At 33.6% G+C, this 24,326-nt stretch carries 17 protein-coding genes; 7 read left to right on the top strand and 10 right to left on the bottom strand.

What is annotated here, in order from left to right; all coding sequences use genetic code 11:
• Positions 1–50 precede the first annotated feature (50 nt).
• From ACN0TY_RS12325 to ACN0TY_RS12305, 5 genes are all read right to left on the bottom strand, one after another.
• Positions 51–1,862 (bottom strand): type IV pili methyl-accepting chemotaxis transducer N-terminal domain-containing protein, encoded by a 1,812-nt coding sequence (locus tag ACN0TY_RS12325; protein WP_417444744.1) that lies wholly within the window; start codon positions 1,860–1,862, stop codon positions 51–53.
• Between the two features lie 6 nt (positions 1,863–1,868).
• Positions 1,869–2,453, bottom strand: coding sequence for a DUF4202 domain-containing protein (locus ACN0TY_RS12320; protein ID WP_417444743.1), 585 nt, complete (start codon positions 2,451–2,453; stop codon positions 1,869–1,871).
• A gap of 11 nt (positions 2,454–2,464) precedes the next feature.
• Positions 2,465–2,842 carry a nitrite reductase small subunit NirD gene (gene nirD, locus ACN0TY_RS12315; protein WP_236959267.1) on the bottom strand — a complete coding sequence of 126 codons (378 nt, stop codon included), beginning with the start codon at positions 2,840–2,842 and terminating at the stop codon, positions 2,465–2,467.
• 113 nt (positions 2,843–2,955) lie between these two features.
• Positions 2,956–5,466, bottom strand: coding sequence for a nitrite reductase large subunit NirB (gene nirB / locus ACN0TY_RS12310; RefSeq protein WP_417444742.1), 2,511 nt, complete (start codon positions 5,464–5,466; stop codon positions 2,956–2,958).
• Between the two features lie 264 nt (positions 5,467–5,730).
• A complete protein-coding gene (locus tag ACN0TY_RS12305) occupies positions 5,731–6,306 on the bottom strand; it encodes a porin family protein (protein ID WP_417444741.1) in 576 nt (191 codons plus the stop codon).
• Between the two features lie 359 nt (positions 6,307–6,665).
• Here ACN0TY_RS12305 and ACN0TY_RS12300 point away from each other — a divergent pair, with 359 nt between their 5' ends.
• Complete coding sequence (locus ACN0TY_RS12300) at positions 6,666–7,394, top strand: M15 family metallopeptidase (protein ID WP_417444740.1); 729 nt, start codon at positions 6,666–6,668, stop codon at positions 7,392–7,394.
• On the opposite strand, the gene ACN0TY_RS12295 is transcribed toward ACN0TY_RS12300, so the two are convergent.
• Both ACN0TY_RS12295 and tsaD read right to left on the bottom strand, forming a co-directional pair.
• Positions 7,395–8,099: a 16S rRNA (uracil(1498)-N(3))-methyltransferase gene (locus ACN0TY_RS12295; RefSeq protein WP_236959271.1), complete on the bottom strand. Its 705-nt coding sequence runs from the start codon at positions 8,097–8,099 to the stop codon at positions 7,395–7,397.
• 49 nt (positions 8,100–8,148) lie between these two features.
• Positions 8,149–9,171, bottom strand: a complete 1,023-nt coding sequence (gene tsaD, locus ACN0TY_RS12290) for a tRNA (adenosine(37)-N6)-threonylcarbamoyltransferase complex transferase subunit TsaD (RefSeq protein ID WP_236959272.1) — start codon at positions 9,169–9,171, stop codon at positions 8,149–8,151.
• A gap of 105 nt (positions 9,172–9,276) precedes the next feature.
• Here tsaD and ACN0TY_RS12285 point away from each other — a divergent pair, with 105 nt between their 5' ends.
• From ACN0TY_RS12285 to ACN0TY_RS12270, 4 genes are all read left to right on the top strand, one after another.
• Entirely contained in the window at positions 9,277–13,692 is a 4,416-nt protein-coding gene (locus ACN0TY_RS12285) for a translocation/assembly module TamB domain-containing protein (RefSeq protein WP_417444842.1), read from the top strand.
• A gap of 277 nt (positions 13,693–13,969) precedes the next feature.
• Positions 13,970–14,956, top strand: a complete 987-nt coding sequence (pfkA, locus tag ACN0TY_RS12280) for a 6-phosphofructokinase (RefSeq protein WP_417444739.1) — start codon at positions 13,970–13,972, stop codon at positions 14,954–14,956.
• Between the two features lie 93 nt (positions 14,957–15,049).
• The gene (gap, locus tag ACN0TY_RS12275) at positions 15,050–16,051 is read left to right on the top strand and encodes a type I glyceraldehyde-3-phosphate dehydrogenase (protein ID WP_417444738.1); all 1,002 of its coding nucleotides are present in this window, start codon (positions 15,050–15,052) and stop codon (positions 16,049–16,051) included.
• Positions 16,052–16,252: 201 nt separating this feature from the next.
• A complete protein-coding gene (locus ACN0TY_RS12270; RefSeq protein ID WP_417444737.1) occupies positions 16,253–17,110 on the top strand; it encodes an N-acetylglucosamine kinase in 858 nt (285 codons plus the stop codon).
• 116 nt (positions 17,111–17,226) lie between these two features.
• Here the strand turns inward: ACN0TY_RS12270 and ACN0TY_RS12265 are convergent, their stop codons facing one another.
• From ACN0TY_RS12265 to ACN0TY_RS12255, 3 genes are all read right to left on the bottom strand, one after another.
• Complete coding sequence (locus tag ACN0TY_RS12265; protein ID WP_417444736.1) at positions 17,227–18,819, bottom strand: glycoside hydrolase family 10 protein; 1,593 nt, start codon at positions 18,817–18,819, stop codon at positions 17,227–17,229.
• Between the two features lie 121 nt (positions 18,820–18,940).
• Entirely contained in the window at positions 18,941–19,321 is a 381-nt protein-coding gene (locus tag ACN0TY_RS12260; RefSeq protein WP_236959281.1) for a Rid family detoxifying hydrolase, read from the bottom strand.
• 19 nt (positions 19,322–19,340) lie between these two features.
• On the bottom strand, positions 19,341–22,124 hold the full coding sequence (locus ACN0TY_RS12255; RefSeq protein ID WP_417444735.1) for a putative LPS assembly protein LptD: 2,784 nt from the start codon (positions 22,122–22,124) through the stop codon (positions 19,341–19,343).
• Between the two features lie 48 nt (positions 22,125–22,172).
• On the opposite strand from ACN0TY_RS12255, the gene ACN0TY_RS12250 reads away from it, so the two are divergent.
• A complete protein-coding gene (locus tag ACN0TY_RS12250; protein ID WP_417444734.1) occupies positions 22,173–23,303 on the top strand; it encodes an N-acetylmuramoyl-L-alanine amidase in 1,131 nt (376 codons plus the stop codon).
• A 64-nt stretch (positions 23,304–23,367) separates the two neighbouring features.
• The gene (locus ACN0TY_RS12245) at positions 23,368–24,324 is read left to right on the top strand and encodes an MlaD family protein (protein WP_417444733.1); all 957 of its coding nucleotides are present in this window, start codon (positions 23,368–23,370) and stop codon (positions 24,322–24,324) included.
• The last annotated feature ends 2 nt before the right edge of the window (positions 24,325–24,326 follow it).

The raw sequence follows: 24,326 nt of genomic DNA, 5'->3' as shown, positions 1-24,326 counted from the left end.
GCTAAAATAAAAATTTTATGATTCTATTTACTTTGGGAGATGAAAATTTTCTAAATAGGAACATTGATGGTAACTCTCGTGCCTTTTCCAGGGGAAGAATTCATAAATAAACGACCGTTAATGTAATTTATTCGTTCTTTCATAAAAGTGAGTCCCATTCCTCCTTCACCATTTTCTCTTGGTTTTAATTTATTGGTGTCGAAGCCTTTTCCGTTATCGTCAATAGTGACACTGAGGAGCTCCTTGCTATGGGAAACAGTGATAATAATATGTGTAGAATCAGCATATTTAATGGCGTTATTTACTGCTTCTTGGGTAATTCTGTAAATATTAATTTCAGCAAGAGAATCTAAGCGATCACTAAATTCAGTTTTATTAAACAGTACAATATTCTTACCTGTAAATTTTGCTAGTTCTTGAGTAAGTTTAGAAAGCGCAGGAACAACTCCATGATCGGTTAATTCTGGAGGTGTTAAGTTAAATGTAGCTGTTCTAACACCTTTGATTATGTTTGAAGTCAGCTCTTTTAAATGTTCAATTTTTTCGGCTGCTTTAGCTGTGTTTTTAACATCAATACTTTCAATATTAAATTTTAAACCGGTTAACATTTGTCCTATTCCATCATGAATATCTTTGGCAATTCTATTTTGTTCTTGCTCTTGGTTTTCTATGATTTTTGCTGACAATGTTTTCTGCTGATCAATTTTAGCTTCAAAGCGCTCTTTATTTAGTCGCTCTATCTGCAGTTGTGCTTTTTTTCGCTCGGTAATCTCAAAACAAATGAGTAGTAATTCTTCCTTTTGATCTCCTGGATGATAAGGGATAACAGACATTTCTAACCAAATAGCTTCATCATTGGTAAGTGTTCCTTTAATTTCTCCTTGCCAGCCTGTATTTTGATTATTACTGATTATGTTTTCTATCTGTTCTTGTTCTTTTTCATCCGTAGAAATAACTTCTGAAAACTTTGTTGTTGTGCTGAAACTTCTATGATTAAACTTGCTAGAAAACTTACTTCCTAAATGTACCAAATAACCATCGGGAGTAATACGGGCAAACAATAATGTTTGTTCCATAACCAAGCTTAAGGCTTTTAACTGATTAACAGATTTCTCTTTTGCTTGGCTTAAAACATCAGCATTATAAGCCATTTCTTTAGCCTTTTCTTCAGAAACTAATAGATTTTTAATCGTCTGTTTGGTGCGTTTTGCTGCTGGCCAGAAAATAAATAAAAATTCAGCTAATAAAATAGCAAGCGTTACCACAAGTAAAATAGATTCTAACTTCTGAAGTTTTTCTACTTTATGAGTAGCTTCTTTGTCGTATTGATTCACAATGCGATCCATAATAGCTAGAAATTCTTGCTCCTGAATTAATAGAACTTTTATTTCTTGCTGATAATCATCTTTAAAGGTAGTTGCATCTGTATTTGCCTCGTGAAGAATATTATTTACTGAAGCTTGAATTTTACTAAAGGAAGGTTGCAACTCATCAAACATCTCTTTTATAGCCTCAGAATTATCACCTTCAATGTGTAAACTGTCATTACCATTTTGAAGTGATTGATGTGAAGACTCCCAAAGGAGAAGTGTTTTTTTAATCTCAATTAAGGCGTCTTTTTTATCTAAAGAACCTTCTTTATTAGAAAGTAATAATATTTCTTTGGTTAGTTTCTGACTCAACATTCGCTGTCTACCAGCAATATTTATAATTTTAGCATCGTCTTGTTGGTCGCTTAAGAACTTACGTACTAATAACTGACTTATAATTACGGATAGCGCAATAGCGCTTAAAGCTATAATGTATAGTTGTCTAAGCTTGTTGAAAGTATTTTGGTCTAACGAGTTGACCTTTGTGCTCATAATTTTTTAAGCTAATGCTCGTTTAATAAGCGATAAACTGTTGTCACTTAGGGGTAATTTTAAAGCTGCTTTATGTCCTTTGTTAGACATTTTCCCCCATGTTTTCTGAAGTATATCGATAAGTTTTTCATCGGAATGTTTATCTGAAAAATCTTCAAAATAATACTGTAAAAAGACTAAACATATAACATCTTCTAGCGTTTGTGTTCCTTCATCTTTTTTCAACATTTTTTTTCTAATTAAAAAAGATACTCGCTCAGAGAATTCATTGTCATAACCAACTTCTTTTAAAATTTCTGAAGTTACATCAGCATGCATTTTTTTAAGCTCTTCTCTCCATTTTAAATAGCCAACGCGGTCCATAGGGTAGGAGTTACGCTCTATTCTCCATCTTTCTATATGTTGTGCTCTTGCTGCGATTTGCAATTCTTCAGTAGCCGTAGGTTCAAAAGAAAGCAATGTCTCCGTCATACGTTGGGAATACAATAATTCTTTTGGATATGCTTTCCCTTGGTAAGTTTCAGTATTTGGATCTTGAGCGTTTGCACGATCTATTTTTTCAATTGCTTCTTTAAAATTTGGTTGGCTCATATTTGTGTTTATTAATCTGTGAAGCCAATATACACATTTTCATTTTCAATTTTAACAGGATAAGTAGCAATTTTGTAGTCCTCTCCATTTAAATTCTCTCCATTTTCTAAGGAAAATGTTTTTTTGTGAAGCGGACACGCTACTTTTGGAATTCCGCTTAGATCACCAACCATACCACGAGAAAGTACCATTTCCATTTTATGAGGACATAGATTCTGACAAGCATACCAAGCAGACTTTCTCGCAAAATGATACACAGCAATCTGCTTAGATTTATACTTTACACATGCGCCGCCATCTTTAGGGAAGTCGTTTATATTTCCAGCTTTAAACCAATGCATAACTTTGTTTTGTGTAACCGATTGATATTGTTGAAGTAGTTGTTCCATAATTTAAATATTGCGAAGTTAGTATTGTTTTTTCTGAAATTCCTCAGTTCTCAGTTGACATTATTTTCACAACTAACGATCTGCCAACTGATAAACTGATTACTGTAAACATATTATACCCATGCTTTAGGCATTTTTTGATCTCTAAGTGCTACATATTCTATGTTGCTATCTCTTTCGTCTGTATTTACAAAGTGCTTAAAGCGTTTCATCATTTCTGGATCTTCAATAGCTTGTTTCCATTCGCACTCATATTTATTTACAAGACCTTGCATTTCTTTTTCTAAATCTTCAGCTATTCCTAAAGAATCTTCAATAATTACTTTTTTAAGGTATTCTATTCCTCCGTCTAGTTTATCTAACCAAGGAGCTGTACGGGTAAGGGGAGCTGCAGTTCGGATGTAATACATTAAAAATCTATCTAAATATTTAACACAGGTTTCGTCATCCAATTGTTCCGCCAATAAGATAGCGTGTTTGGGCGTAGCGCCTCCGTTACCACATACGTATAAGTTCCATCCACCATCAACGGCAATTAGTCCAAAGTCTTTTCCTCTTGCTTCTGCACATTCTCTGATGCATCCAGAAACACCGCCTTTTAATTTATGAGGTGAGCGTAACCCACGATATCTGTTTTCAATCTCAATTGCAAAAGAGACACTTTCATGCATTCCGTAGCGACACCACGTTGATCCAACACAACTTTTTACCGTTCTTAATGATTTACCATAAGCGTGACCACTTTCAAAACCAGCGTCTATTAATTCTTTCCAAATAAGAGGTAACTCATGTAACTCAGCTCCAAAAAGATCAATTCTCTGTCCTCCAGTAATTTTAGTGTATAGATCATATTTCTGCGCTACTTTTCCTAAAACCATTAATTTTTCAGGTGAAATTTCTCCTCCAGCAACTCTAGGAACAATAGAATAAGTACCATTACGTTGGATGTTTGCTAAAAACTTATCGTTTGAATCCTGAATGGTAACTTGCTTATTTGCTGTTTCCATATAGATGCTAGCAAATAATGAAGCCAAAGCAGGTTTACAAGTTTCACATCCGTCTCCTTTTCCAAAGAGATCTAAGGCTTCGTCATATGTTTGTACATTATTTACTTTAATAAGATCGTACAATTCTTGTCGGTTATAATTAAAGTGTTCGCATAATGTTTCTTTAACTTCTTTTCCGAGAGATTTTAAAGTTTCATTTACTAAATCTACGACCATCGGTTTACAACCTCCACAACCGCTAGTTGCTTTAGTAGCCTTAACTACATCAGAAAGAGAGCAACAAGTTTCGTCTTTTATCATTCCGCAAATGCTTCCCTTTGTAACACTTTCACAAGAACATATTTGAGCAGTATCTGGGAAATCCATTACACTTCCTACCGAGGAGCTTTCACCACCTCGAGCGCCTAAAATTAGATCTTCAGGATTTTCTGGGAGTTTCATTTCATTGATGTATAATTGAAATAGAGTATTATAATCAGAAGAATCTCCCACTAGAATTCCTCCTAAGAGTTTTGTTCCGTCTTTAGTAACATTAATTCTCTTGTAAATACCTTTGTGTTTGTTTTCAAAAGAAATAACAGATACATCATCATTTTCTATGAAGGGATCTCCAAAACTAGCAACTTCTGTTCCTATAAGTTTAAGTTGTGTAGACATATCTATGGAAGAAACCATTTTAGTGTCTCCTCCAGTAATTTGTTCCACAGCAACGTTTGCCATTTCGTAACCTGGAGCAACTAAACCATAAATACCTTCGTTATAAAGCGCTACTTCTCCAATAGCATATACATCTTCTGCCGATGTTTGCATCTTATTATTTACCCAGATACCTCCACGTTCACCAACTTTTATCCCTGCATCTCTAGCAAGCTCATCTCTAGGGCGGATCCCCGCAGATATAATTAACATATCAACTTTTAAGGAAGAGTTATCATTAAACTGCATAGCCTCAATTGAATCTTCACCGACAATCTCTGAAGTAGCTTTTTCTAAATGGACTTTAATATCCATTTGTTCTATTTTGCTTTTTAATAGGTTACTTGCAGGCAGATCTAATTGTCTTGGCATTAATCTCGGAGCGAACTCTATTACGTGAGTTTTCATTCCTAATTCTTTAGCTGCATTTGCTGCCTCTAATCCTAAAAGTCCACCTCCAAGTACGGCTGCATGTGTTTTGCCTTCTTTTTTAATTTTAGAAGCATAACTTTTCATCGCGTCTAAATCTTCTAAAGTACGATATACAAATACTCCAGATTTTTCTGACCCTTTAATAGGGGGAATGAAGGGGGAGGAACCTGTTGCTATAACTAAGTAGTCGTAATTGTATATTTCCTTTTTATACGTAGTAATCTCTTTTTTCTGAGTATCGATATTCGAGATTAGTGAAGAAGTATGTAGAGTGATTTTATTTTTTGAATACCATACTGTTGGAGCCATTAATAGCTCCTCTGCAGACTTTTCACCAAAGTACTCGCTTAGATGAACTCTATCGTAAGCTGGCCTAGGTTCTTCTCCGAAGACTTCGATTTCAAAATCATTTCTATTGGCTTTGTTTATAAGCTTTTCACAGAACTTATAACCAACCATTCCATTTCCGATAACTATGACTTTCTTCATGACTACGTAATTTTAAATCAAATATAAGTAAAAATACTTAATTTTATATACGTATATTACGTAATTGAGTTTCTTAGCTCTATTTTTATAGAATCATAGATTTTGGGTGATAAAAATTTATAGATGTATAATTTTGAGGGGTTTAAATAAAAATATCCGCACTTTCCATTTGGAAAATGCGGATACAACGTAAGTTTAAAGGGGAACCCCGTAAAATGGGCTTACGTTTAAACTAACACTTAAGCTAGTTCTTTATACTAATTATTAGAACATAAATCCTAATCCAGCTGAAAATACAGAATTATGAATATCTGTATCTTCTACAACTTCAGATAAACCATATGAATATCTAGCTTGAAGGAAGAATCCATTTTCAAACTTATATTCTGCACCTCCTGTTAATTGGAAATCAATATCATTTATCTCATCGGTATCAAAATCTCCAGCATCTTCTGTAGGTTCAAAATCTAATTCTTCATTTACTTTAAAACCTACTTGCGGACCTGCATGTAAGTTAAAACCTTCAGCTAGATAGATTTTAGCAAGAAGGGGAACTTGTATGTAGTCTACTTGAAACTCGGTATCTTGGTCATCTACATCGAACCCTTGTCCGGAATAGAATACCTCAGGTTGAATGGAAACTCGTTCGCTAATTGGCGCCTCAGCAACCAAACCTGCATAGAAACTAGTTCTGTTATCTGGACTGTCAATATCGTCTCCAGTAACGCTAGAAAAGTTTACACCTCCACGAGCTCCTAATTGGAATTCATCTGACCAAGATTGTGCACTTGCTACTGTTCCTACTAATAAAGTTGCTATTACTAAAATGTGTTTTTTCATGATTGAATAGTTTTAATTATTTATTACTATTGGTTTGTTTTTCAAATGTAGGAGGCTTATTAAAGCAAAATTGTTAACCGATTTATAAGTGTTTTCTAAGAAAAACTTAAATATTAAGTAGACTATATGCTCATTTTTTTTAGTGTCGGGTTTCTAGCAATTATTGTGTGTTTATTTGCAACTAGTTATCTGTTTGTTTTTAAATATTATTTTCTATTGTGTAGGTTTTTAACTTTAGGAAAACTTTAATAGAGACACTTTTTATACCTTTACAAAAACATATTTTTAATGCATTAATATGTTATTATGTGTCTAGAAATTCACCTAGATATAAAATAGTACCTATAAAAAATAAATAGATGAAAAGATTATCAATTGTTCTAATTATAATAGTATGTTTCTCTTGTAAGGAAACTCCCAAAGCAGAGAAAAAACAAGAAGAGATAACACAAGAAATTGAAAAACCTTTGGAAGAGGTTGTCGATTCTGTAGTTCCTGCAGAGGAAGAAAAGAAGCAAGTAGTTCCTTTAGCTTCAATTCCAGATACTACTTTTGTTAGATTGGCAGACTATAGCGATGATTTTGCTTATGAAATGAAATATGCTACCGAAGATAATTTTTTGAAGGCACAAGTATATGATTGCGGTGAATGTTATGTTCGAGCGGTTACAGCACGAGGATTGCTAAAAGCTAATGCCGCTTTTGTTGAAAAGGGATATCGAATCAAGTTTTTTGATTGCTACCGTCCGCATGATGTGCAAAAGAAAATGTGGAAAATAGTGCCAAATGCTACTTATGTTGCTAATCCTGCTAAAGGATCGATACATAATAAAGGAGGTGCTGTAGATATTACATTAGAGACCTTAGCAGGGGAAGAGTTGGATATGGGAACTCCTTTTGATTTCTTCGGAAGAAAAGCAAGACACGCTTATACCGATTTGCCAAAAGAGGTGTTGGATAATAGGAAATTATTAAAAACTACAATGGAGTCTTTCGGTTTTGGAGCGATTACTTCAGAGTGGTGGCATTATAATTATAAACCTACCTTAAATTATAAGGTAGCCAATTTCACTTGGGATTGTGAGTAATTAACCATTCATTAAAGAAACAATATGGCAAGCAACAATAGCTGCCGTTTCTGTTCTTAGTCGGTTGTCGCTCAAACTAACAGGAGTAAAACCTTTATTTTTGGCGGTTTCTATTTCATTAATCGAGAAATCGCCTTCTGGACCAATAAGGATTAAAACCTGATTGTCTGCCATTACTTTTCTCTTAAGATCAGATTTCTCTTGATCTTCACAATGGGCAATAAATAATTGTCCATTAAAATCACCATCCATAAAATCATTATAAGAAATGGCTTCATTCAATATTGGGAGATAGCAATTTAAAGATTGCTTCATGGCAGCCTGCAATATTTTTTCATAGCGTTCTGGTTTTATGGTTTTACGCTCAGAGTGATCGCAGATAATGGGAGTAATCTCATCGATTCCTATTTCTGTAGCTTTTTCTAAAAACCATTCAAAACGGTCGTTCATTTTTGTAGGAGCTACAGCCATGTGCAGATAATAATTCTTTTTACGTTTTAGCTCACTACTTTTAATGGTAACAACACAATTTTTTATATCAGCATTAATAATTTCAGCATTAAAAAGCCATCCTTTACCGTTAGTAATATAAAGTGTATCACCTTCTTTTTTACGAAGCACTTTACTAATATGTCTACTTTCCTCTTTATCGAAAGTAAATTGCTCGGTGTTGCTCTCTATTTCTGGTGCGTAAAAAAGTTGCATGGGTGTGTGTTAAAAGGTTTGTAAAGATAAAACTGAATCTGCTATTTGTTTATAATGAAAAACGTGCTTTTGCTGTAATTTTTTCGTTAGTAAAATCTTCATTTAAATATTTATAATACCCTACAATTCCAATCATAGCTGCATTATCTGTAGTGTATTCAAATTTAGGAACAAATGTTTCCCATCCAAAGCGTTGCTCACCATCTTTTAGTGCTTTTCGGATTCCTGAATTTGCAGAAACTCCTCCGCCGATAGCAATTTGTTTGATTCCAGTTTGCTTCGTAGCTTTCTTTAATTTATCAATCAAAATATTAATAATTGTATATTGAATAGAAGCACAGATGTCTTTCAGATTTTCTTCAATGAAATTAGGATTTTCCTTTACTTCTTTCTGAATAAAATAGAGAACAGCTGTTTTAAAACCACTAAAGCTAAAGTTTAATTCGCCTACTTTTGGCTTAGGAAACGGAAATGCCTTAGGGTTTCCTTCTTGAGCATATTTATCGATAAGAGGACCGCCAGGATAAGGGAGTCCTAAAATTTTGGCAGATTTATCAAAGGCTTCTCCAACGGCATCATCAATCGTTTCTCCAATAACTTCCATATCGAAGTAATCGTTAACTTTTACAATCTGTGTATGTCCGCCACTAATTGTCATTCCTAAAAATGGAAAAGTAGGAATAGGGGTATCTTTTTCTTTTATAAAATGAGCCAAAAGATGCGCTTGCATGTGGTTTACTTCAATTAGGGGGATATTTAATCCTTGAGATAACGACTTGGCAAAAGACGTTCCAACGAGTAGTGAACCCATTAATCCAGGTCCGCGTGTAAAAGCTATTGCGGCTAACTGTTTTTTATCGATATTTGCCTTGCTCAAAGCTTGATGCACTACAGGGACAATATTTTGTTGATGCGCTCTAGAAGCAAGTTCTGGAACTACGCCACCATATTCTTCGTGAATTTTTTGGCTAGCCACAACATTGCTAAGCACTTTATCGTTGTGAAGAACAGCTGCAGAAGTGTCATCGCAAGAAGATTCTATAGCTAGTATGTAAACATCTTGAGTATTCATGCTATATTTGAACTGGAATTAAGTGGCAAAGGTAAAACATTAAAATCTATCAGAAAACTAAGAAAAATATTATTTAGAATACTCCTTGTTGTCATCTTAATATTGGTGTTGGCAAGTATTTTTCTGTCCCTACCATTTGTGCAAACTTCTATTGCAAAAAGAGCTACAAACTATTTAAATGAAACATTTAATACACACATTTTTATAGATGGAGTGCAGTTTATGCCTTTTTTTGGAGATGTAAATATAAAAGGGGTTTATGTTGAAGATTATAAACAAGACACTTTAGTTTATATAAATAAATTAAATACTTCCATTTTAAGTTTACAAAATATAGTAAAAGGAGATTTAGAATTTGGAGATATAAAAGCAGATGAGTTATTGCTGAATCTTAAAATTCATAAAGGAGAAGATAATACGAATTTAAATGTTTTTGTTGATAAATTAGATAAAGGAGAGGGAGACCCTGAGAATCCTTTTTTAATGACTTCTTCTCATATTTCCGTAAAGAAAAGTGAATTCCGTTTGGTGGATGAAAATAAAGAGACACCTCTTATTCTAGGATTAGAAGATCTTCATATTGAAGCTGATGATTTTCAGATTTTAGGCCCTAAAGTTACTGTGGGTATAAATCAATTGGATTTTACCTCTAAAAAGGGAGTTGTTGTAAATCAATTAAAAACAAACTTTTCGTATTCTAAAACGGAAATGAGACTGGATGAATTTTCCTTAGAAACTCCAGAATCATTTATTCAAGGGGATATCGTTTTTAATTATGAGGTTGAAGATTTTAAAGACTTTTTAAATAAAGTGAATCTAAAAGGTAACTTTAAAGAGTCTACCGTAGCATTGGATGAGATAAATCTTTATTTCAATGAATTTGGTAAAGGAAGAGAAGTTAGATTGTCATCAGATTTTGAAGGAGTTTTAAACAAACTCTCAATGAATAATCTCGATATGACTTCTGAGAATACCATTATAGATGGAGATTTTGTTTTTAATAATTTATTTGAAAAAGCAAAACCTTTTAGCATCGAAGCAAAGGTTAATAATGTATCTTCTAATTATTATCAGTTAACCAATTTATTGCCTGGAATTCTAGGAAAAACCTTGCCTTCTTCATTTAGTAGATTAGGGCAGCTTTCTATATTTGGAAATATGACAATTACGGAGCAATCTGTATATGCTAAAGTGAATTTGATTTCAGATATTGGGAAAGGGTATTCCGACTTAACGCTTACTAATATTGATAATATCGATAATGCTTCTTATGATGGATTTCTTTCATTACAGGATTTTGATATGGGAATTTTTCTTGAAGATAAGTCTCTTGGATTAACAAATTTAGACGTTAATGTAGATGGACTTGGATTTAAGCAGGAAGTACTCAATACAGAAATTATAGGAGAGATATATAGCGTTGATTATAATGGATATAAATATAGTAATGTAAAGGTTTCAGGAATTCTTAAAGACCAATTATTTGATGGGTCCGTAACTTCAAAAGATAAGAACTTTGATATAGCTTTTAAAGGGCTTGCAGATCTTTCTGGAGAGACCAATGAGTTTAAATTTGTGGCTTCCGTAAATAATATAGACCTAAATAGATTGAATTTTGTTAGCAGGGATAGTATTTCCGTATTTAAAGGGAATATTGTAGCAGATATGGCTGGAAATACACTCTATGATCTTGCTGGGGAGATTAGCTTCAATAAGACTAACTATGTAAACCAGAATGACAGTTATTATTTTGATGATTTTACAGTCACTTCAGAATTTAAAGGTGTAGAGCGAATTATTACAGTTAATTCTCCGGATATTATTACAGGGTCTTTAAAAGGTAAATATCGAGTTAGAGAACTCGGGAATCTTATTAAGAATTCTATTGGTAGCATCTATACAAATTATAAACCAGAGGAAGTAGCTCCAGGGCAATATGTAGACTTTAACTTTAAGATTTATAATAAAATTGTAGAGGTCTTTTTTCCGAAGATAGAATTTGGTAGTAATACTCTTATAAAGGGAAGCATTGTTGCTGATGAAGGGGATTTTAAATTGAGTTTTAATTCACCTAAAATTAATGCGAATGGAAATATTTTTGATAATATCGAAATTCAAATCGATAATAAAAATCCACTTTACAATACCTATGTAGAAGTTAAAAATATCGATTCTAATATCTATGATGTTAATGATTTCTCACTGATAAATACTAAGATTAACGACACCCTATTTTTTAGAACTGAATTTAAAGGAGGGAAGGAGTTTAATGATGTTTACAATCTTAATTTCTATCATACATTTAATAATAAGCAAGAATCTGTTATCGGATTAAAACGTTCGCAACTCGGTTTTAAAGGACGCGATTGGATTATTAATGAAAACAATGATACCGATAATAAAGTAAGCTTTAGTAAGACGTTAGACACCGTGAATATTAGTCAGGTGGTAATGAATTACAAAGAGGAGCAAATCAGTTTAGAAGGTACTATAATTGATAGTACTTATAAAGATATCGATCTTGAGTTTGATAAGGTTACTTTAGATAAAATCATTCCAGATATAGATAGCCTAAAATTAGATGGAACAGTTGATGGTTATCTTAATATCTTACAGCGAAATAGTAATTATACGCCTTCTTCGAATGTGAAAATTTCAAACTTCGAAGTGAATGATTATAAGTTAGGAAATCTTTTCCTTTCTATTCTTGGGAATGATAACTTAACCAAGTTTGGTGTAAATGCTAAAATTGTAAATCAAGATAGAGAATCTTTGAATATTCTCGGAGATATTATTTCTACTGAAGAGCAAACAGAATTAGATTTAAGGGGGCATTTGGAGAATTTAAATCTAAGTGTTTTAAGTCCTTTAGGGGGAGATGTTATTTCTAATATGCGAGGACTTGCTTCTGGAGATTTTAAAATGGCAGGTCCTATCGATAATCCAGATATGGACGGTGGGTTGCAAATTACCGATGGAGGTTTAAAGATTCCGTATCTTAATGTAGACCTCGATTTCGAAAAGATTGCCGATGTTAGTTTAGAGGGGCGTTCCTTTAAATTCGATAATGTTGGTATTACAGACACCCAATACAATACTGAAGCTACGCTAAATGGATCTATAACATACGATTATTTTAGAGATTGGTATTTAGATTTAAATTTAGACACCAATGGCGAGCGGTTCTTGGTGCTTAATACAAGAGGCGAAGAGGAGTCTTTATATTACGGAACAGGATTTATAAGTGGAGATGCTCAGATTTATGGACTCACCAATAAGATCATAAATATCGATGTGAATGCTAAAACGGAGAGAGGGACAACTTTTGTAATTCCGTTAAGTGATATTACAGAAATTGGAGATACTTCTATTATTAATTTTATCGATAAGGGAGAAACTGAAGAAGAGGCTTTTCAGCAAAAATTAGCAGAGGTAAAAGGAGTAGAGATGCAATTTGATCTCGATGTAACTCCAGAAGCCGAAATTGAAATTATTATAGATCCAAAGACAAGAAGTACCCTAAAAGGAACTGGAGCGGGAAGTTTATTAATAGAAATAAATACCAACGGTAAGTTTAGGATGTATGGTGACTTTATAACCTATACAGGAGAATATTTGTTTAAATATGGCGGTTTTATAAACAAGCGCTTCGTTGTACAACCAGGGGGAACCATCAACTGGGAAGGAGATCCTTTAGACGATGTAGATATGAATATTGCAGCTAAATATTCACTCTACGCAAATCCAGCCGTATTGTTAGAGAATAGTCAGCTTACACGGAAAATCGAAACGGACGTTATCATAGAGCTTCAGGGGCAACTTATGCAGCCATCTTTAGATTATACTATCAATTTCCCTTCTGCAAATGCTGTTATAAATGCAGAGTTACAATACCGATTAGATGATAATGCAAAAAGGGAGCTTCAAGCTTTCTCTTTATTGTCGCAAGGAGTGTTTTTAAATGAATTAAGTATTAATCAGACAGCAGTAACGGGGAATTTAGTACAAACAGCTTCGAGTTTATTCAATCAAGTTTTAAATTCTGGTGATGGTAAGTTTGATGTAGGTGTTTCTTATGATATTGGAGAGCGAAACCCAGAATTAGATTTTGTTACAGAAGATCGTTTGGGAGTTACCGTTTCTACACAGATTAGTGATAGGATACTTATAAACGGAAAAATTGGAGTTCCAGTTGGTGGAGTTACAGAAACAGTTGTTGCAGGAGATGTAGAAATACAAATTCTTTTAAATGAAGAAGGAAGTTTAACAGCGAGGATATTTAATCGTGAAGATGAGATTCAGCAATTCTTTGCACAACAGCAAGGATACACTCAGGGAATGGGAATTTCATATCAAGTAGAGTTTGATACTTTTAGAGAACTCATGAAAAAAATATTTGTTGGTAATAAAGATAAAAAGGAAGAGAAAAAAGCCCCAGAAAAAAAGGAAGAAAAGAAAGACGATTCTATGGGGAATGGTTTAGTTAATTTTAGAACCAAAAAGAGTAAGGAATCACCTTAAATTTCGTCTAAAGAAGATCAATACGATTTTCGTAATTCTTCAGAATTATATTTTAGCAATTCATACTTCTTGATTTTCAATCATAATTTTTTAGTATTTTATCTTTCTGAAGCGTTTTTTTCTTGAAAATCGGAAAATAACTCACATAAAAAATAACAGAATTGTTAAGAATTTATCAACGAAAACGATTGAAACTTTCATTATTGTATTTTTAATTAAAACAATATGAGAAAATTGAAATTTCTTTGGTAGTTTTACGATTCAAATAATTTAATTAATGTCTACAAACATCAAAAAAATAGGAGTTTTGACGTCTGGTGGCGATGCGCCAGGAATGAATGCTGCACTTCGTGCGGTAGTAAGAACCTGTGCATACCATAATATAGAATGTGTTGGGATCTACAGAGGATACCAAGGACTTATTGAAGGAGATTTAGAAGCATTAGACGCAAGAAGTGTAAGAAATATAATTAACCGTGGAGGTACGATTCTTAAATCGGCAAGATCCAAAGATTTTAGAACTAAAGAAGGAAGAGCTAAAGCACATGAACAGCTTATAGCTAATGAAATTGATGCCTTAGTTTTAATTGGAGGTGACGGTACTTTCACTGGAGGAATGATTTTTAATGAAGAATATGGGTATCCTGTTATTGGAATCCCTGGAACTATAGATAATGATATCGATGGTACAACCTTTACTTTAGGTTACGATACAGCTTTAAATACAGTTGTAGACGCTATTGATAGAATTAGAGATACAGCGAGTTCACACGATCGTTTGTTTTTTATTGAAGTAATGGGGCGCGATTGCGGACAATTAGCTTTAAATTCTGGAGTAGGAGCAGGAGCAGAAGAAATTCTTATTCCTGAAGCAAATCTAGGATTAGATCGCTTATTACATTCTTTAGAGCGTAGTAGAAATAGTGGGAAAACATCTAGTATTGTTGTGGTTGCTGAAGGAGATAAATCTGGGAAGAATGTTTTCGAACTAGCAGAATATGTAGAAGAAAACCTTCCAAATTACGACATTAGAGTTTCAGTATTAGGACATATGCAGCGTGGAGGATCACCTTCTTGCTTTGACCGTGTGTTAGCCAGTAGAATGGGAGTTCGTGCGGTAGAATCGCTTATGGAAGGTAAATCAAACTTAATGGTAGGACTTATTAAGGATGAAATTGTATTAACACCAATAGAACAAGCAATCAAAGGGAAGTCGTCAATAGATACTGAGCTGATGAGAGTTTGTGAAATAATGTCAACATAAAAAGTAATTAATCAACACACCTCTCGGGGTAAAAACGAGAAATAAAGCCACTTAGTGGTAAATAATAATTAATAATTAAAAATAAGAGTAAACATGTCAACAGTTAAGATTGGGATAAACGGATTTGGACGTATTGGAAGGTTAGTTTTTAGAGCTACTGTAAAAAGACCAAATGTAGAGATTGTAGGAATAAACGATTTATTAGATGTAGAGCATTTAGCATATTTATTAGAATATGATTCTGTACACGGTAGATTTGATGGAAAGATTGAGGTAAAAGACGGAAACTTAGTTGTAGACGGAAAAACAATCAGAATTACTTCAGAAAGAGATCCTAAAAACTTAAAATGGGACGCTGTAGATGCAGATATCGTTGCTGAGTGTACAGGTATTTTTACGACTTTAGAAACTGCTCAATATCATTTAGATGCAGGAGCTAAGAAAGTTGTTATCTCTGCACCTTCTAAAGATGCTCCAATGTTTGTAATGGGAGTAAATCATAAAGATGCTAAAGCTTCAGACAAAATCGTTTCTAACGCTTCTTGTACTACAAACTGTTTAGCACCTATTACTAAAGTATTACATGATAACTTCGGAATCGAAGAAGGATTGATGACAACAGTTCACGCTACTACTGCAACGCAGTTAACAGTAGATGGACCGACTAAAAAAGATTACAGAGGTGGGCGTAGCGCTATGCTAAATATTATTCCAGCTTCTACAGGAGCAGCAAAAGCTGTTGCTAAAGTAATTCCAGCTATGGAAGGGAAACTAACAGGTATGGCTTTTAGAGTACCAACTGCAGATGTTTCTGTTGTGGATCTTACTGTGAAGTTAGGAAAAGAAACTTCTTACGAAGAAATTAAAAAAGTAATGAAGTCTGCTTCTGAAAATGAACTAAAAGGAATTTTAGGATATACAGATGAATTAGTAGTTTCTCAAGATTTTATTGGGGAAACTTGTACTAGTGTATTTGATGCTGATGCAGGAATTGAATTAAATTCTAAGTTTTTCAAAGTTATATCTTGGTATGACAACGAAACTGGATACTCTAATAAATTGGTAGATTTAGCAGAATATATTACTGCACTATAAATTTATATAGGATCTAAAGAAAAGTAATCTAAACAAGATTACAATTTTATTAAGATCTGCTTATTAAACTAACTCAAGAGCTAACTATTTGGTAGGTTATAAGCCTTAATTACAATTATTAAGGCTTATTCTTACTGATTTTCGAGAAACCTAAAGCAGACTTAATAGTTTTTCAGGAAGCTATTAATTTAATTTTAACGTATGATTTTAATTGTAGATAGTGGTGCAACAAAATCTGATTGGATCGCATTAGATGAAGAAGGGAACAAGTTATTTGTAACAAAGACCTTAGGGTTAAGTCCTGAAGTATTAACAAAGGAAATTATAGACGAACGTCTAGCAAATAATTTTGAACTCTATAAACATCGTAAAGAAGTAACACAACTATATTTTTATGGAGCTGGTTGTGGTACAGAAAGAATGCGAAAATTTTTAAAAGGTATTTTTGTAGAGTACTTTCCTGAAGCTAAAATTTCAGTAAAAGAAGATACATATGCTGCTATTTACGCTACTGTAGATCCAGATCAACATGCAATTGTATGTATATTGGGAACTGGTTCTAATTGTAGCTATTGGGATGGTAAAGAATTGTTCCAGAAAGTAACCTCACTAGGATATATTTTAATGGACGATTGTAGTGGTAATTATTTTGGAAGACAACTTCTAAGAGATTTTTACTACCATAAAATACCAAAAAAATTAGCCGAGAAATTTGCAAGTGAATACGATCTAGAAGAAGATAGTATAAAAAATCATTTGTATAAGCAACCGAATCCAAATACCTATTTGGCAACGTTTGCTAAGTTTTTGATCCAAAACAAGGATGAAGAATATTCTCAAGCTTTAATCAGAAAGGGAATGCAGTTATTTATAGATAACTCTATTACCCAATTTGAACAAGCAAAAGATGTTCCTGTTCATTTTATTGGAAGTATTGCTTATTATCTACAAGATGAATTAAAACAAGCGCTTTCTAAAAATGGATTGTCTATTGGTAAGGTTTTAAGAAGACCCATTGATGGATTAGTAGAATATCATAAATCTGTTCTTTTTGAATAGTATAAAAAATATATAATAAAAGGCTGCTTAGAATCTTCTAAGCAGCCTTTTTGTTTTGTAAATGATCCAACGCCAAGCGTTATTTCATATAGTCTCAAAGTATATAAGCATGAATATTATTTAATATTCTCTTCGAAAAATAAACTTTGATTTCCAACGCGATCTACCGCTGTAATTCCAACTTTTTCAATTTTATGCTTGTTAGCATCTGTTACAGGGAGTCTGTATGAAGTATTGCTTTCATTTAAAATAATGTAATCCCAACCTTTCTCAGCATATTTATAATAAAGTACATATTTAGAAATATCCTTTTTATTGGGATGATTCCATACCATATTTACTTGTCCTGCTCTTAAAGTTGTATTTATATTTGGCCTTTGTGGTGGTGTATTATCTAACCATGGGCTAGGAGGGACTAATGCTTTTTTAGCATAAGATTGTTGTTTAATGCCTTCTGCTAGCGATTGGTATTTTAAAAGAGGACCGATGCTCCAATGGATAGCTCCCTTGCTTTCAGGAAGGATTTCTCGTGTTAATTTCAGTTGATTTACAATCTCTATGGTATTCTGTTCATCTCCATCAAGATCCATTTTTAAACCAGGCCATAAGTGTCTATGAAGTGTGTTTTCTCCTTCCCACCATTTTAATAAATCAGGGAAACGCTGTCCCTCTTTATCTATTTTCCAATATAATTGTGGAGCGATATAATCTACCCAGCCTTTGTTGAGCCATAATTTTGCATCAGCATAAAGTTGATTATAGGCATCAAAACCTACAACAGATGCAGGGTATCCTGGTCTCCATATTCCAAACGGACTAATTCCGAATTTGATATCTTTTTTTTCAGTTTTTATCGCTTTGTAGACCATTTCTACAAAACTATTTACATTATCTCTTCTCCAATCACCTCTAGAAAGTTTACCGCCTGATTTTAAGTATTGTTGCCAACTCTTATCATCTGGAAAATCTTTTCCATTGTTATAAGAATCATATGGGTAAAAGTAATCATCAAAATGTACTCCGTCGATATCGTATCTCCTTACAATATCTTTAACTACTGCTAGCGAGTGGGCTTTAGTTTCTTCCAAAGAAGGGTCCATCCACCACATTCCGTTTTCTAATTCTACAACGAGTTCAGGATTCTTTTTTACAATGGATACGTCACTTATCTCATTATTTTTAGAATGGTGCGCTCTGTATGGATTAAGCCATACATGGAGCTCAATACCTCTTTTATGCGCCTCTTCAATCCAAAATTCTAAAGGGTCATAATATGGAGAAGGTGCTATTCCTTGCTTTCCAGTTAAATAATGAGACCAAGGCTCTAGCGTACTTCTATATAATGCATCTGCTTGTGGTCTCACCTGAAAAATAGCAGCATTATAATTATGGGTTTCTAAGAAATCCAAGAGCTTTACAGCTTCTTCCTTCTGAACTTCCGTAGAAAGCCCTGGTTTACTTGGCCAGTTTATATTTGCCACTGTTGCTATCCAAGCAGCTCTAAATTCCTCTATATTAATTGGAGTTTTGGCGTCCCATTTTTTGTAGACTCCGTTTTCGTTAGGGATACTCCAATCTTCATTTTTTTCAATTGGAGCTTTAGGAGGCTTTGGGGTAGTTGGTTTTGTAGCTACCTTGGTAGATTTACAAGATGCACATATTATAATAAGCGCTACTATTCTAAAACTAAATTTTAGTAAAGACTTCATAAATACAAAATTGACGGTATAGAAAGTGTATCTATTTTTTACTGAAAACGATTCAGTTAAAAAAAGAAATTACTTTTAAAATAGAATAGAGGAGTCGCTAATAAGTTTATTGGGGTAACTATTATTTAACAGCAATCATAGAAATTTCTACGTTTACACTTTTTGGTAGTGTTTTCACAGCAACTGTTTCTCTAGCGGGAGCAGTAGCTTCATCAAAATAAGCTCCGTAGATAGCGTTTATTTTAGCAAAATCGTTCATGTCGTTTAAAAAAATAGAACTTTTCACTACATTCTCAAAGGTCATATCAGCAGCAGAAAGAACAGCTTCTAAGTTTTTCATAACTAATTTCGCTTCGTCTTCAACACCGCTTGTAATTAATTCATTAGTTTCTGGATTGATGGCAATCTGACCAGAAATAAAAAGGGTGTCGTTTGCTAAAACAGCTTGGTTGTATGGTCCTAATGGAGCTGGCGCTTTATCGGTGTTGATTATTTTTTTCATCTGAAAAATGTTTTATAAATTATAATGTTTTGTCTGGTTCACTTCTCTTTTCCCACTTAAGGTCACTCAACATAGAAGACTTGATTCCGATGAAGAAAAACCATGATGCTCGAGAGCTAAATGGTACCCAGTTAAAGTTAAGTCGGAAACTCTTTAAATCTCTCGCAAACCTTAATTGTGTGTAGGTAAATCCGTTGTTTTTAAAATCGTAACCAGAAGATACTCCTACTTTCCATTGTGGGGTAAGGTCTATATTCCCTGAAAACATCAGGGAATTGTTGGTAATTTCATTCTGCCTATTGCTATTGGAATAAGTTAAGGAGTATGCGAGCCTTAAATCCCAAGGGAGCTTTGCAGAATAAGCCTCTGTAGGCACTTCTTCTTTATCTTCTTTATCTTCGTCAGCAAAAGTACGATCGTCACTAAAATCTTGAGCACGTCCAAATAAATCATCATCACGACCACCACTTTCTGTATTGTCCATCTTCTTTTTATCATCATCACCAGAGAAAGTCTTGCTATTAATAGAATAACTAACATTCATATTGGCGCTTGTCATTCTAAATAAACTTCCTCCATTTTCGTAGTTAAAAAGGTCTATTCTCGTTCCATTATTATCAATGGCGTAAGGATCTAAAGTAGCACCGAAGTTTACACTCATTTTATTTTGAAAGAACTGTGTCCCTCCACTAACTCTAACGGGGCTCCATGGAAGAGAATCGGCAACAATGTTATATCCTGTGCTAAAGTTTAAGTTGTTAAGCAACATCACTTTTTTAGGCTCTGTGGCTGTAGTGTCTTTATCTCTTACTTTGGCTTCTACAACATTACTTAGCGAAAGACCAATGTTATTCGAGTTACTTAAGCTTGGAGTACCATATAGTCCGTCTTCAAAAGGGGAGTATAGTTGTTTAACTCCATCTTCATCTACATATTCATCGTAATACTGCTCAAAAGAAGGTGTGTATCCATAACTTACAGAAGGCCTCATAGTATGCCTAATAGCCTGTATTTTTTTATCTTCACCGAAATTAAAGGTACCATAAAGAGTGGTTCCTATACTAGCATTTAAATTGTATGTTCCAAAACGATCAAATCCACTTAGCGTATCTATGGTAGCGTCTTCTAGTAATTCATCATAGTCATTACGCTTTATGGTTTTTAATTGCCAAACTTCATTATAATTTGCTCCTACGGAAGTACTAAAGAATTTAAAGATTTTAAAGTTTGTACTAATCGGAATGGTGTGTTGAAAAGCAGACTTCGCATCATCAAACATTTCACTTTTAAAAAGCAACGTATCTATTGTACTAATTCTATTTTCTGCCTTGAAATTATATTGAAAATTCACATTTTGAATAATTCCTCTTTTAGTACCATCCTTTTTTGCAAACGGATAAATACGTTCCATGCTTGCTTGTAAACTAGGAAGCGTCATGTTTACCGATTGGTCATTCGTATTTTGCTGAATGGAAGTAGTGGCATTTAAATTCACCATCGGGTAGGATGGAAAAGTTTTGTTATATGAAATGGACGACTGCAAGGTGTTATTCAAGAAATTCGGTGTATTCAATTGGTTAAAAGAATCTTGGTAATACTGGCTACTACCAAAGTTAACAGAAGCAGAAAGTCTTGAATTTGGACTTGCTTTTGCATCTTGACTATGATTCCATTGAATATTGTAAATAGTTCCCCTGCTATAATCTGGGAAACCACGCTGGCTGGTTATATTATTTTCATACCTCAGCCTTACAGACCCACGGTACCTATACCTTTTAGCATAGTTTGTCTCTGTTCGCAATCCATAACTTCCGTTGGTGTAATAATCCCCAAGAACAGCAAGATCAAAATAGTCACTAATAGCAAAATAGTAACCTCCATTCTGTAAGGAGTATCCTCTAGAATTGGTTTGCCCAGGAGTAGGCATTATAATCCCAGAATTTCGTCTTTCTTGAGACATTGGGAAATATGCAAAAGGTACCGCTATTGGTGTTGGTACATCTGCAATATACATATTACTAAACCCAGCTATAATCTTTTTATTAGGCACAAATTTACCTTTACGAACTCGTATATAATAATCAGGATTGTCTACATCTTCCGAAGTAGTTATTTTCCCTTCTTTTAAAAAATATACAGAGTCATTTTCTTTTTTTACAATCTCCGCAAAAACATTCATGGATTCTCCAACAGATTGCTCCGTTCTAGAATTGAAAATAAGAGCTTTCTTGGTGTCGAAATTAAACCGAATAGAATCGGGTTCTATAACACTGTTTCCTTGTTTAAAGTATGGAGGTTGTGATAATTCTCCTGTAGAATCTTTAATTCGACCTGCATAAACTTCGTTGGTTGTATAGTCAATAACTATTATTCCTGACTTCAATTCGTAATCTTGGTAATAGATTTCTGCCTCATTATACAGGTAGATTTTCTTCTCCACCCGACTCATTTTCATGTAATCTTTAGCCTTGTATTTTATTTTTCCTTGAAGAAAACCTTGTTTTGTAGTGTCTTTAGCAATAGTATCCCTTGCTGTAGTATCTATTACAGCAGTATTCATCAATACTTCGTCAGCACTAATGTTTACAGTGTCTTTTGGCTCTTCTTGGAACTGAATATCGAGTGCTTGAACCTGAGGTCTTTCTTGCGCATAAAAGACACCACTGATAAACAGAGTGAATAGCGCTAAAAGTATGTTATGTTTCTTTGCTTGCAAAGCTTTTAATCCTATTTTTGTATAAAGAGTGGCGCGGTTTTTGCCCTGCCAAACATACGCATATTTTTTTGTCTGTTTGTTATACATTAACAAATTTTAATCAAATAAATAACAGCTATAAACCGTTATTATTTTATGAATAGTTTTTTTAGTACGATTTTTTTATTGATAAGCTTAAGCTTGTCGCAGTCTATATATTCTTCGGATATTATTCCTCCGAATGATGGTAAATTTATTGTCGTTTTAGATGCTGGACATGGGGGGCATGATCCTGGGAATTTAGGTAACGGATTCAAAGAGAAAGAGATTGCTTTGAAAATTGTACTTCAGGTTGGAGAAATCTTAAGTCGCAATCCAAATATTAAAGTCGTTTACACACGTAAAGATGATAGTTTTGTAGATTTATATGTACGTGGAAAAATTGCGAACGAAGCTAAAGCTGATCTTTTTGTTTCTGTACATTGTAATTCTCATAATTCTAGCGCTCACGGTACAGAAACTTTTGTTCTTGGACTTCATGTCAACGAAAGGAATTTTGACGTAGCAAAAAAGGAGAACTCCGTAATTTATTTGGAGGACGATTATGAGGTTAATTATGCAGGTTATGATATCAACTCTCCAGAGTCTTTTATTGGACTTACAATTATGCAAGAAGAGTTTTTAGATCAGAGTATATTGTTGGCAAAATCGATTCAAGATAATTTCACAGGAAAATTAAAACGTGTAAATAGAGGAGTAAAGCAAGCAGGGTTTATTGTATTGCATCAAACATTTATGCCAAGTGTTTTAATAGAAACTGGCTTTTTAACCTACAAACCTGAAGGTTCTTATTTAAATTCAGGAAAAGGGAAGTCGGATATGGCTACTTCTATTGCAGATGCAATTCTTAATTATAAACGAGCTGTAGATGAAAATGTAGGAGATGATTTTTCTTTTGAAGTGAAAGACCATTTACCGCCATCTGGTTCTAGTTCTGTAGCAACAGCTACTTCAAATAATAGTATGGAAGGAGTTACTTTTAGGGTGCAAATAGCTGCCGGATCTAAATCCATTCAGACAAAAGCATACAATTTTAAAGGTTTATCACCTATCAGTAAAGAAAAGGAAGGCAATATTTATCGTTATTATTATGGTGAAGTTACTACTTATGACCAAGTGAAGGTATTGCAGCAACAAGCAATAAAGAAGGGTTATAAAAGTAGTTTTGTTGTAGCTTTTAAAAATGGCGAGAAAGTAAAAGTGAAGTCAGTAATTAATTCAATGTAAAATTAGAACCAATCTTAATAAATTATTTCTAATTTTGTTGTTTACAGTTAAAAAATAAAAGCTTTTGAAATTAACTAAAGAATTAAAAACTGGAATTATAGTAATAGGGGGAATTGTCTTGTTTATCTTAGGCTTTTCATTTTTAAAAGGGAATAAGTTATTTAATTCTACCCGTACTTACCATGCTGTTTACAAAAATGTAGACGGGCTAGCTTCTGGAACTACGGTAACTATAAATGGTTTGCCTGTAGGAAGTGTGAATGATATTGATTTTAAAAATAGCAAAGGGGATTTGGTGATTACTTTTTCTGTAAACAACGATTTCCAATTTTCTAAAAATAGTATAGCTGAAATATTTGATACTGGAATTATTGGAGGTAAAAGTCTTCGTGTAGTTCCTGTGTATGATAGTAGCGAGCAATCTAAAGACGGAGATACTTTAAGGAGTAATATTCAACCTGGAATTACAGAATTGGTTACTCAGAAGTTATCCCCACTACAGAAAAGTTTAGATGCTGTGTTAAAAAATGCAGATTCTGTAATGGTTGGTGTAGACGATATTTTGGATGAAGATAGTAGAGCCAGTATTAAGAATAGTATTAAAAATTTAGATGAAGTAATAGCAAATTTTAGTGAAGCTTCTGGTTCTCTAAATGTGTTACTTACTGAAAATAAAGACAAGCTGAATCGTTCTATTTCTAATATGGATAATCTAACTACTAATCTCTCTAATGTAAGCGATTCTTTAGCAAAAGCAGATGTAGGAGCTGCTATTGGTGACCTTCAAAGTAGTATGGCGAAGTTGAATAATATCATGACGAAGATTGAGTCTGGAGATGGTTCAGTAGGGAAGTTACTTAATGATGAAGAGTTGTATACCAATTTAACAGATGCTTCTATGGAGTTAGAATTGCTTTTAGAAGATCTTAGATTGAATCCGAAGCGTTACGTACATTTCTCATTATTTGGAAAGAAAGCGAAGCCATACGAAGAACCAGCACCAGAAGAAGAAACTAATTAATA

The sequence above is a fragment of the Joostella sp. genome, assembly GCF_048266025.1.
GTDB classification, from domain to species: Bacteria; Bacteroidota; Bacteroidia; order Flavobacteriales; family Flavobacteriaceae; genus Galbibacter; species Galbibacter atrarenae.
Note: the sequence above shows the minus strand (reverse complement) of the source record. Positions and strands in the feature narration are given on the sequence as shown.

What these genes read in the sequence shown, in the direction of transcription:
- ACN0TY_RS12325 (WP_417444744.1), bottom strand. Translation starts at nt 1,862, where the DNA reads ATGAGCACAAAGGTCAACTCGTTAGACCAAAATACTTTCAACAAGCTT.
- ACN0TY_RS12320 (WP_417444743.1), bottom strand. Translation starts at nt 2,453, where the DNA reads ATGAGCCAACCAAATTTTAAAGAAGCAATTGAAAAAATAGATCGTGCA.
- nirD (WP_236959267.1), bottom strand. Translation starts at nt 2,842, where the DNA reads ATGGAACAACTACTTCAACAATATCAATCGGTTACACAAAACAAAGTT.
- nirB (WP_417444742.1), bottom strand. Translation starts at nt 5,466, where the DNA reads ATGAAGAAAGTCATAGTTATCGGAAATGGAATGGTTGGTTATAAGTTC.
- ACN0TY_RS12305 (WP_417444741.1), bottom strand. Translation starts at nt 6,306, where the DNA reads ATGAAAAAACACATTTTAGTAATAGCAACTTTATTAGTAGGAACAGTA.
- ACN0TY_RS12300 (WP_417444740.1), top strand. Translation starts at nt 6,666, where the DNA reads ATGAAAAGATTATCAATTGTTCTAATTATAATAGTATGTTTCTCTTGT.
- ACN0TY_RS12295 (WP_236959271.1), bottom strand. Translation starts at nt 8,099, where the DNA reads ATGCAACTTTTTTACGCACCAGAAATAGAGAGCAACACCGAGCAATTT.
- tsaD (WP_236959272.1), bottom strand. Translation starts at nt 9,171, where the DNA reads ATGAATACTCAAGATGTTTACATACTAGCTATAGAATCTTCTTGCGAT.
- pfkA (WP_417444739.1), top strand. Translation starts at nt 13,970, where the DNA reads ATGTCTACAAACATCAAAAAAATAGGAGTTTTGACGTCTGGTGGCGAT.
- gap (WP_417444738.1), top strand. Translation starts at nt 15,050, where the DNA reads ATGTCAACAGTTAAGATTGGGATAAACGGATTTGGACGTATTGGAAGG.
- ACN0TY_RS12270 (WP_417444737.1), top strand. Translation starts at nt 16,253, where the DNA reads ATGATTTTAATTGTAGATAGTGGTGCAACAAAATCTGATTGGATCGCA.
- ACN0TY_RS12265 (WP_417444736.1), bottom strand. Translation starts at nt 18,819, where the DNA reads ATGAAGTCTTTACTAAAATTTAGTTTTAGAATAGTAGCGCTTATTATA.
- ACN0TY_RS12260 (WP_236959281.1), bottom strand. Translation starts at nt 19,321, where the DNA reads ATGAAAAAAATAATCAACACCGATAAAGCGCCAGCTCCATTAGGACCA.
- ACN0TY_RS12255 (WP_417444735.1), bottom strand. Translation starts at nt 22,124, where the DNA reads ATGTATAACAAACAGACAAAAAAATATGCGTATGTTTGGCAGGGCAAA.
- ACN0TY_RS12250 (WP_417444734.1), top strand. Translation starts at nt 22,173, where the DNA reads ATGAATAGTTTTTTTAGTACGATTTTTTTATTGATAAGCTTAAGCTTG.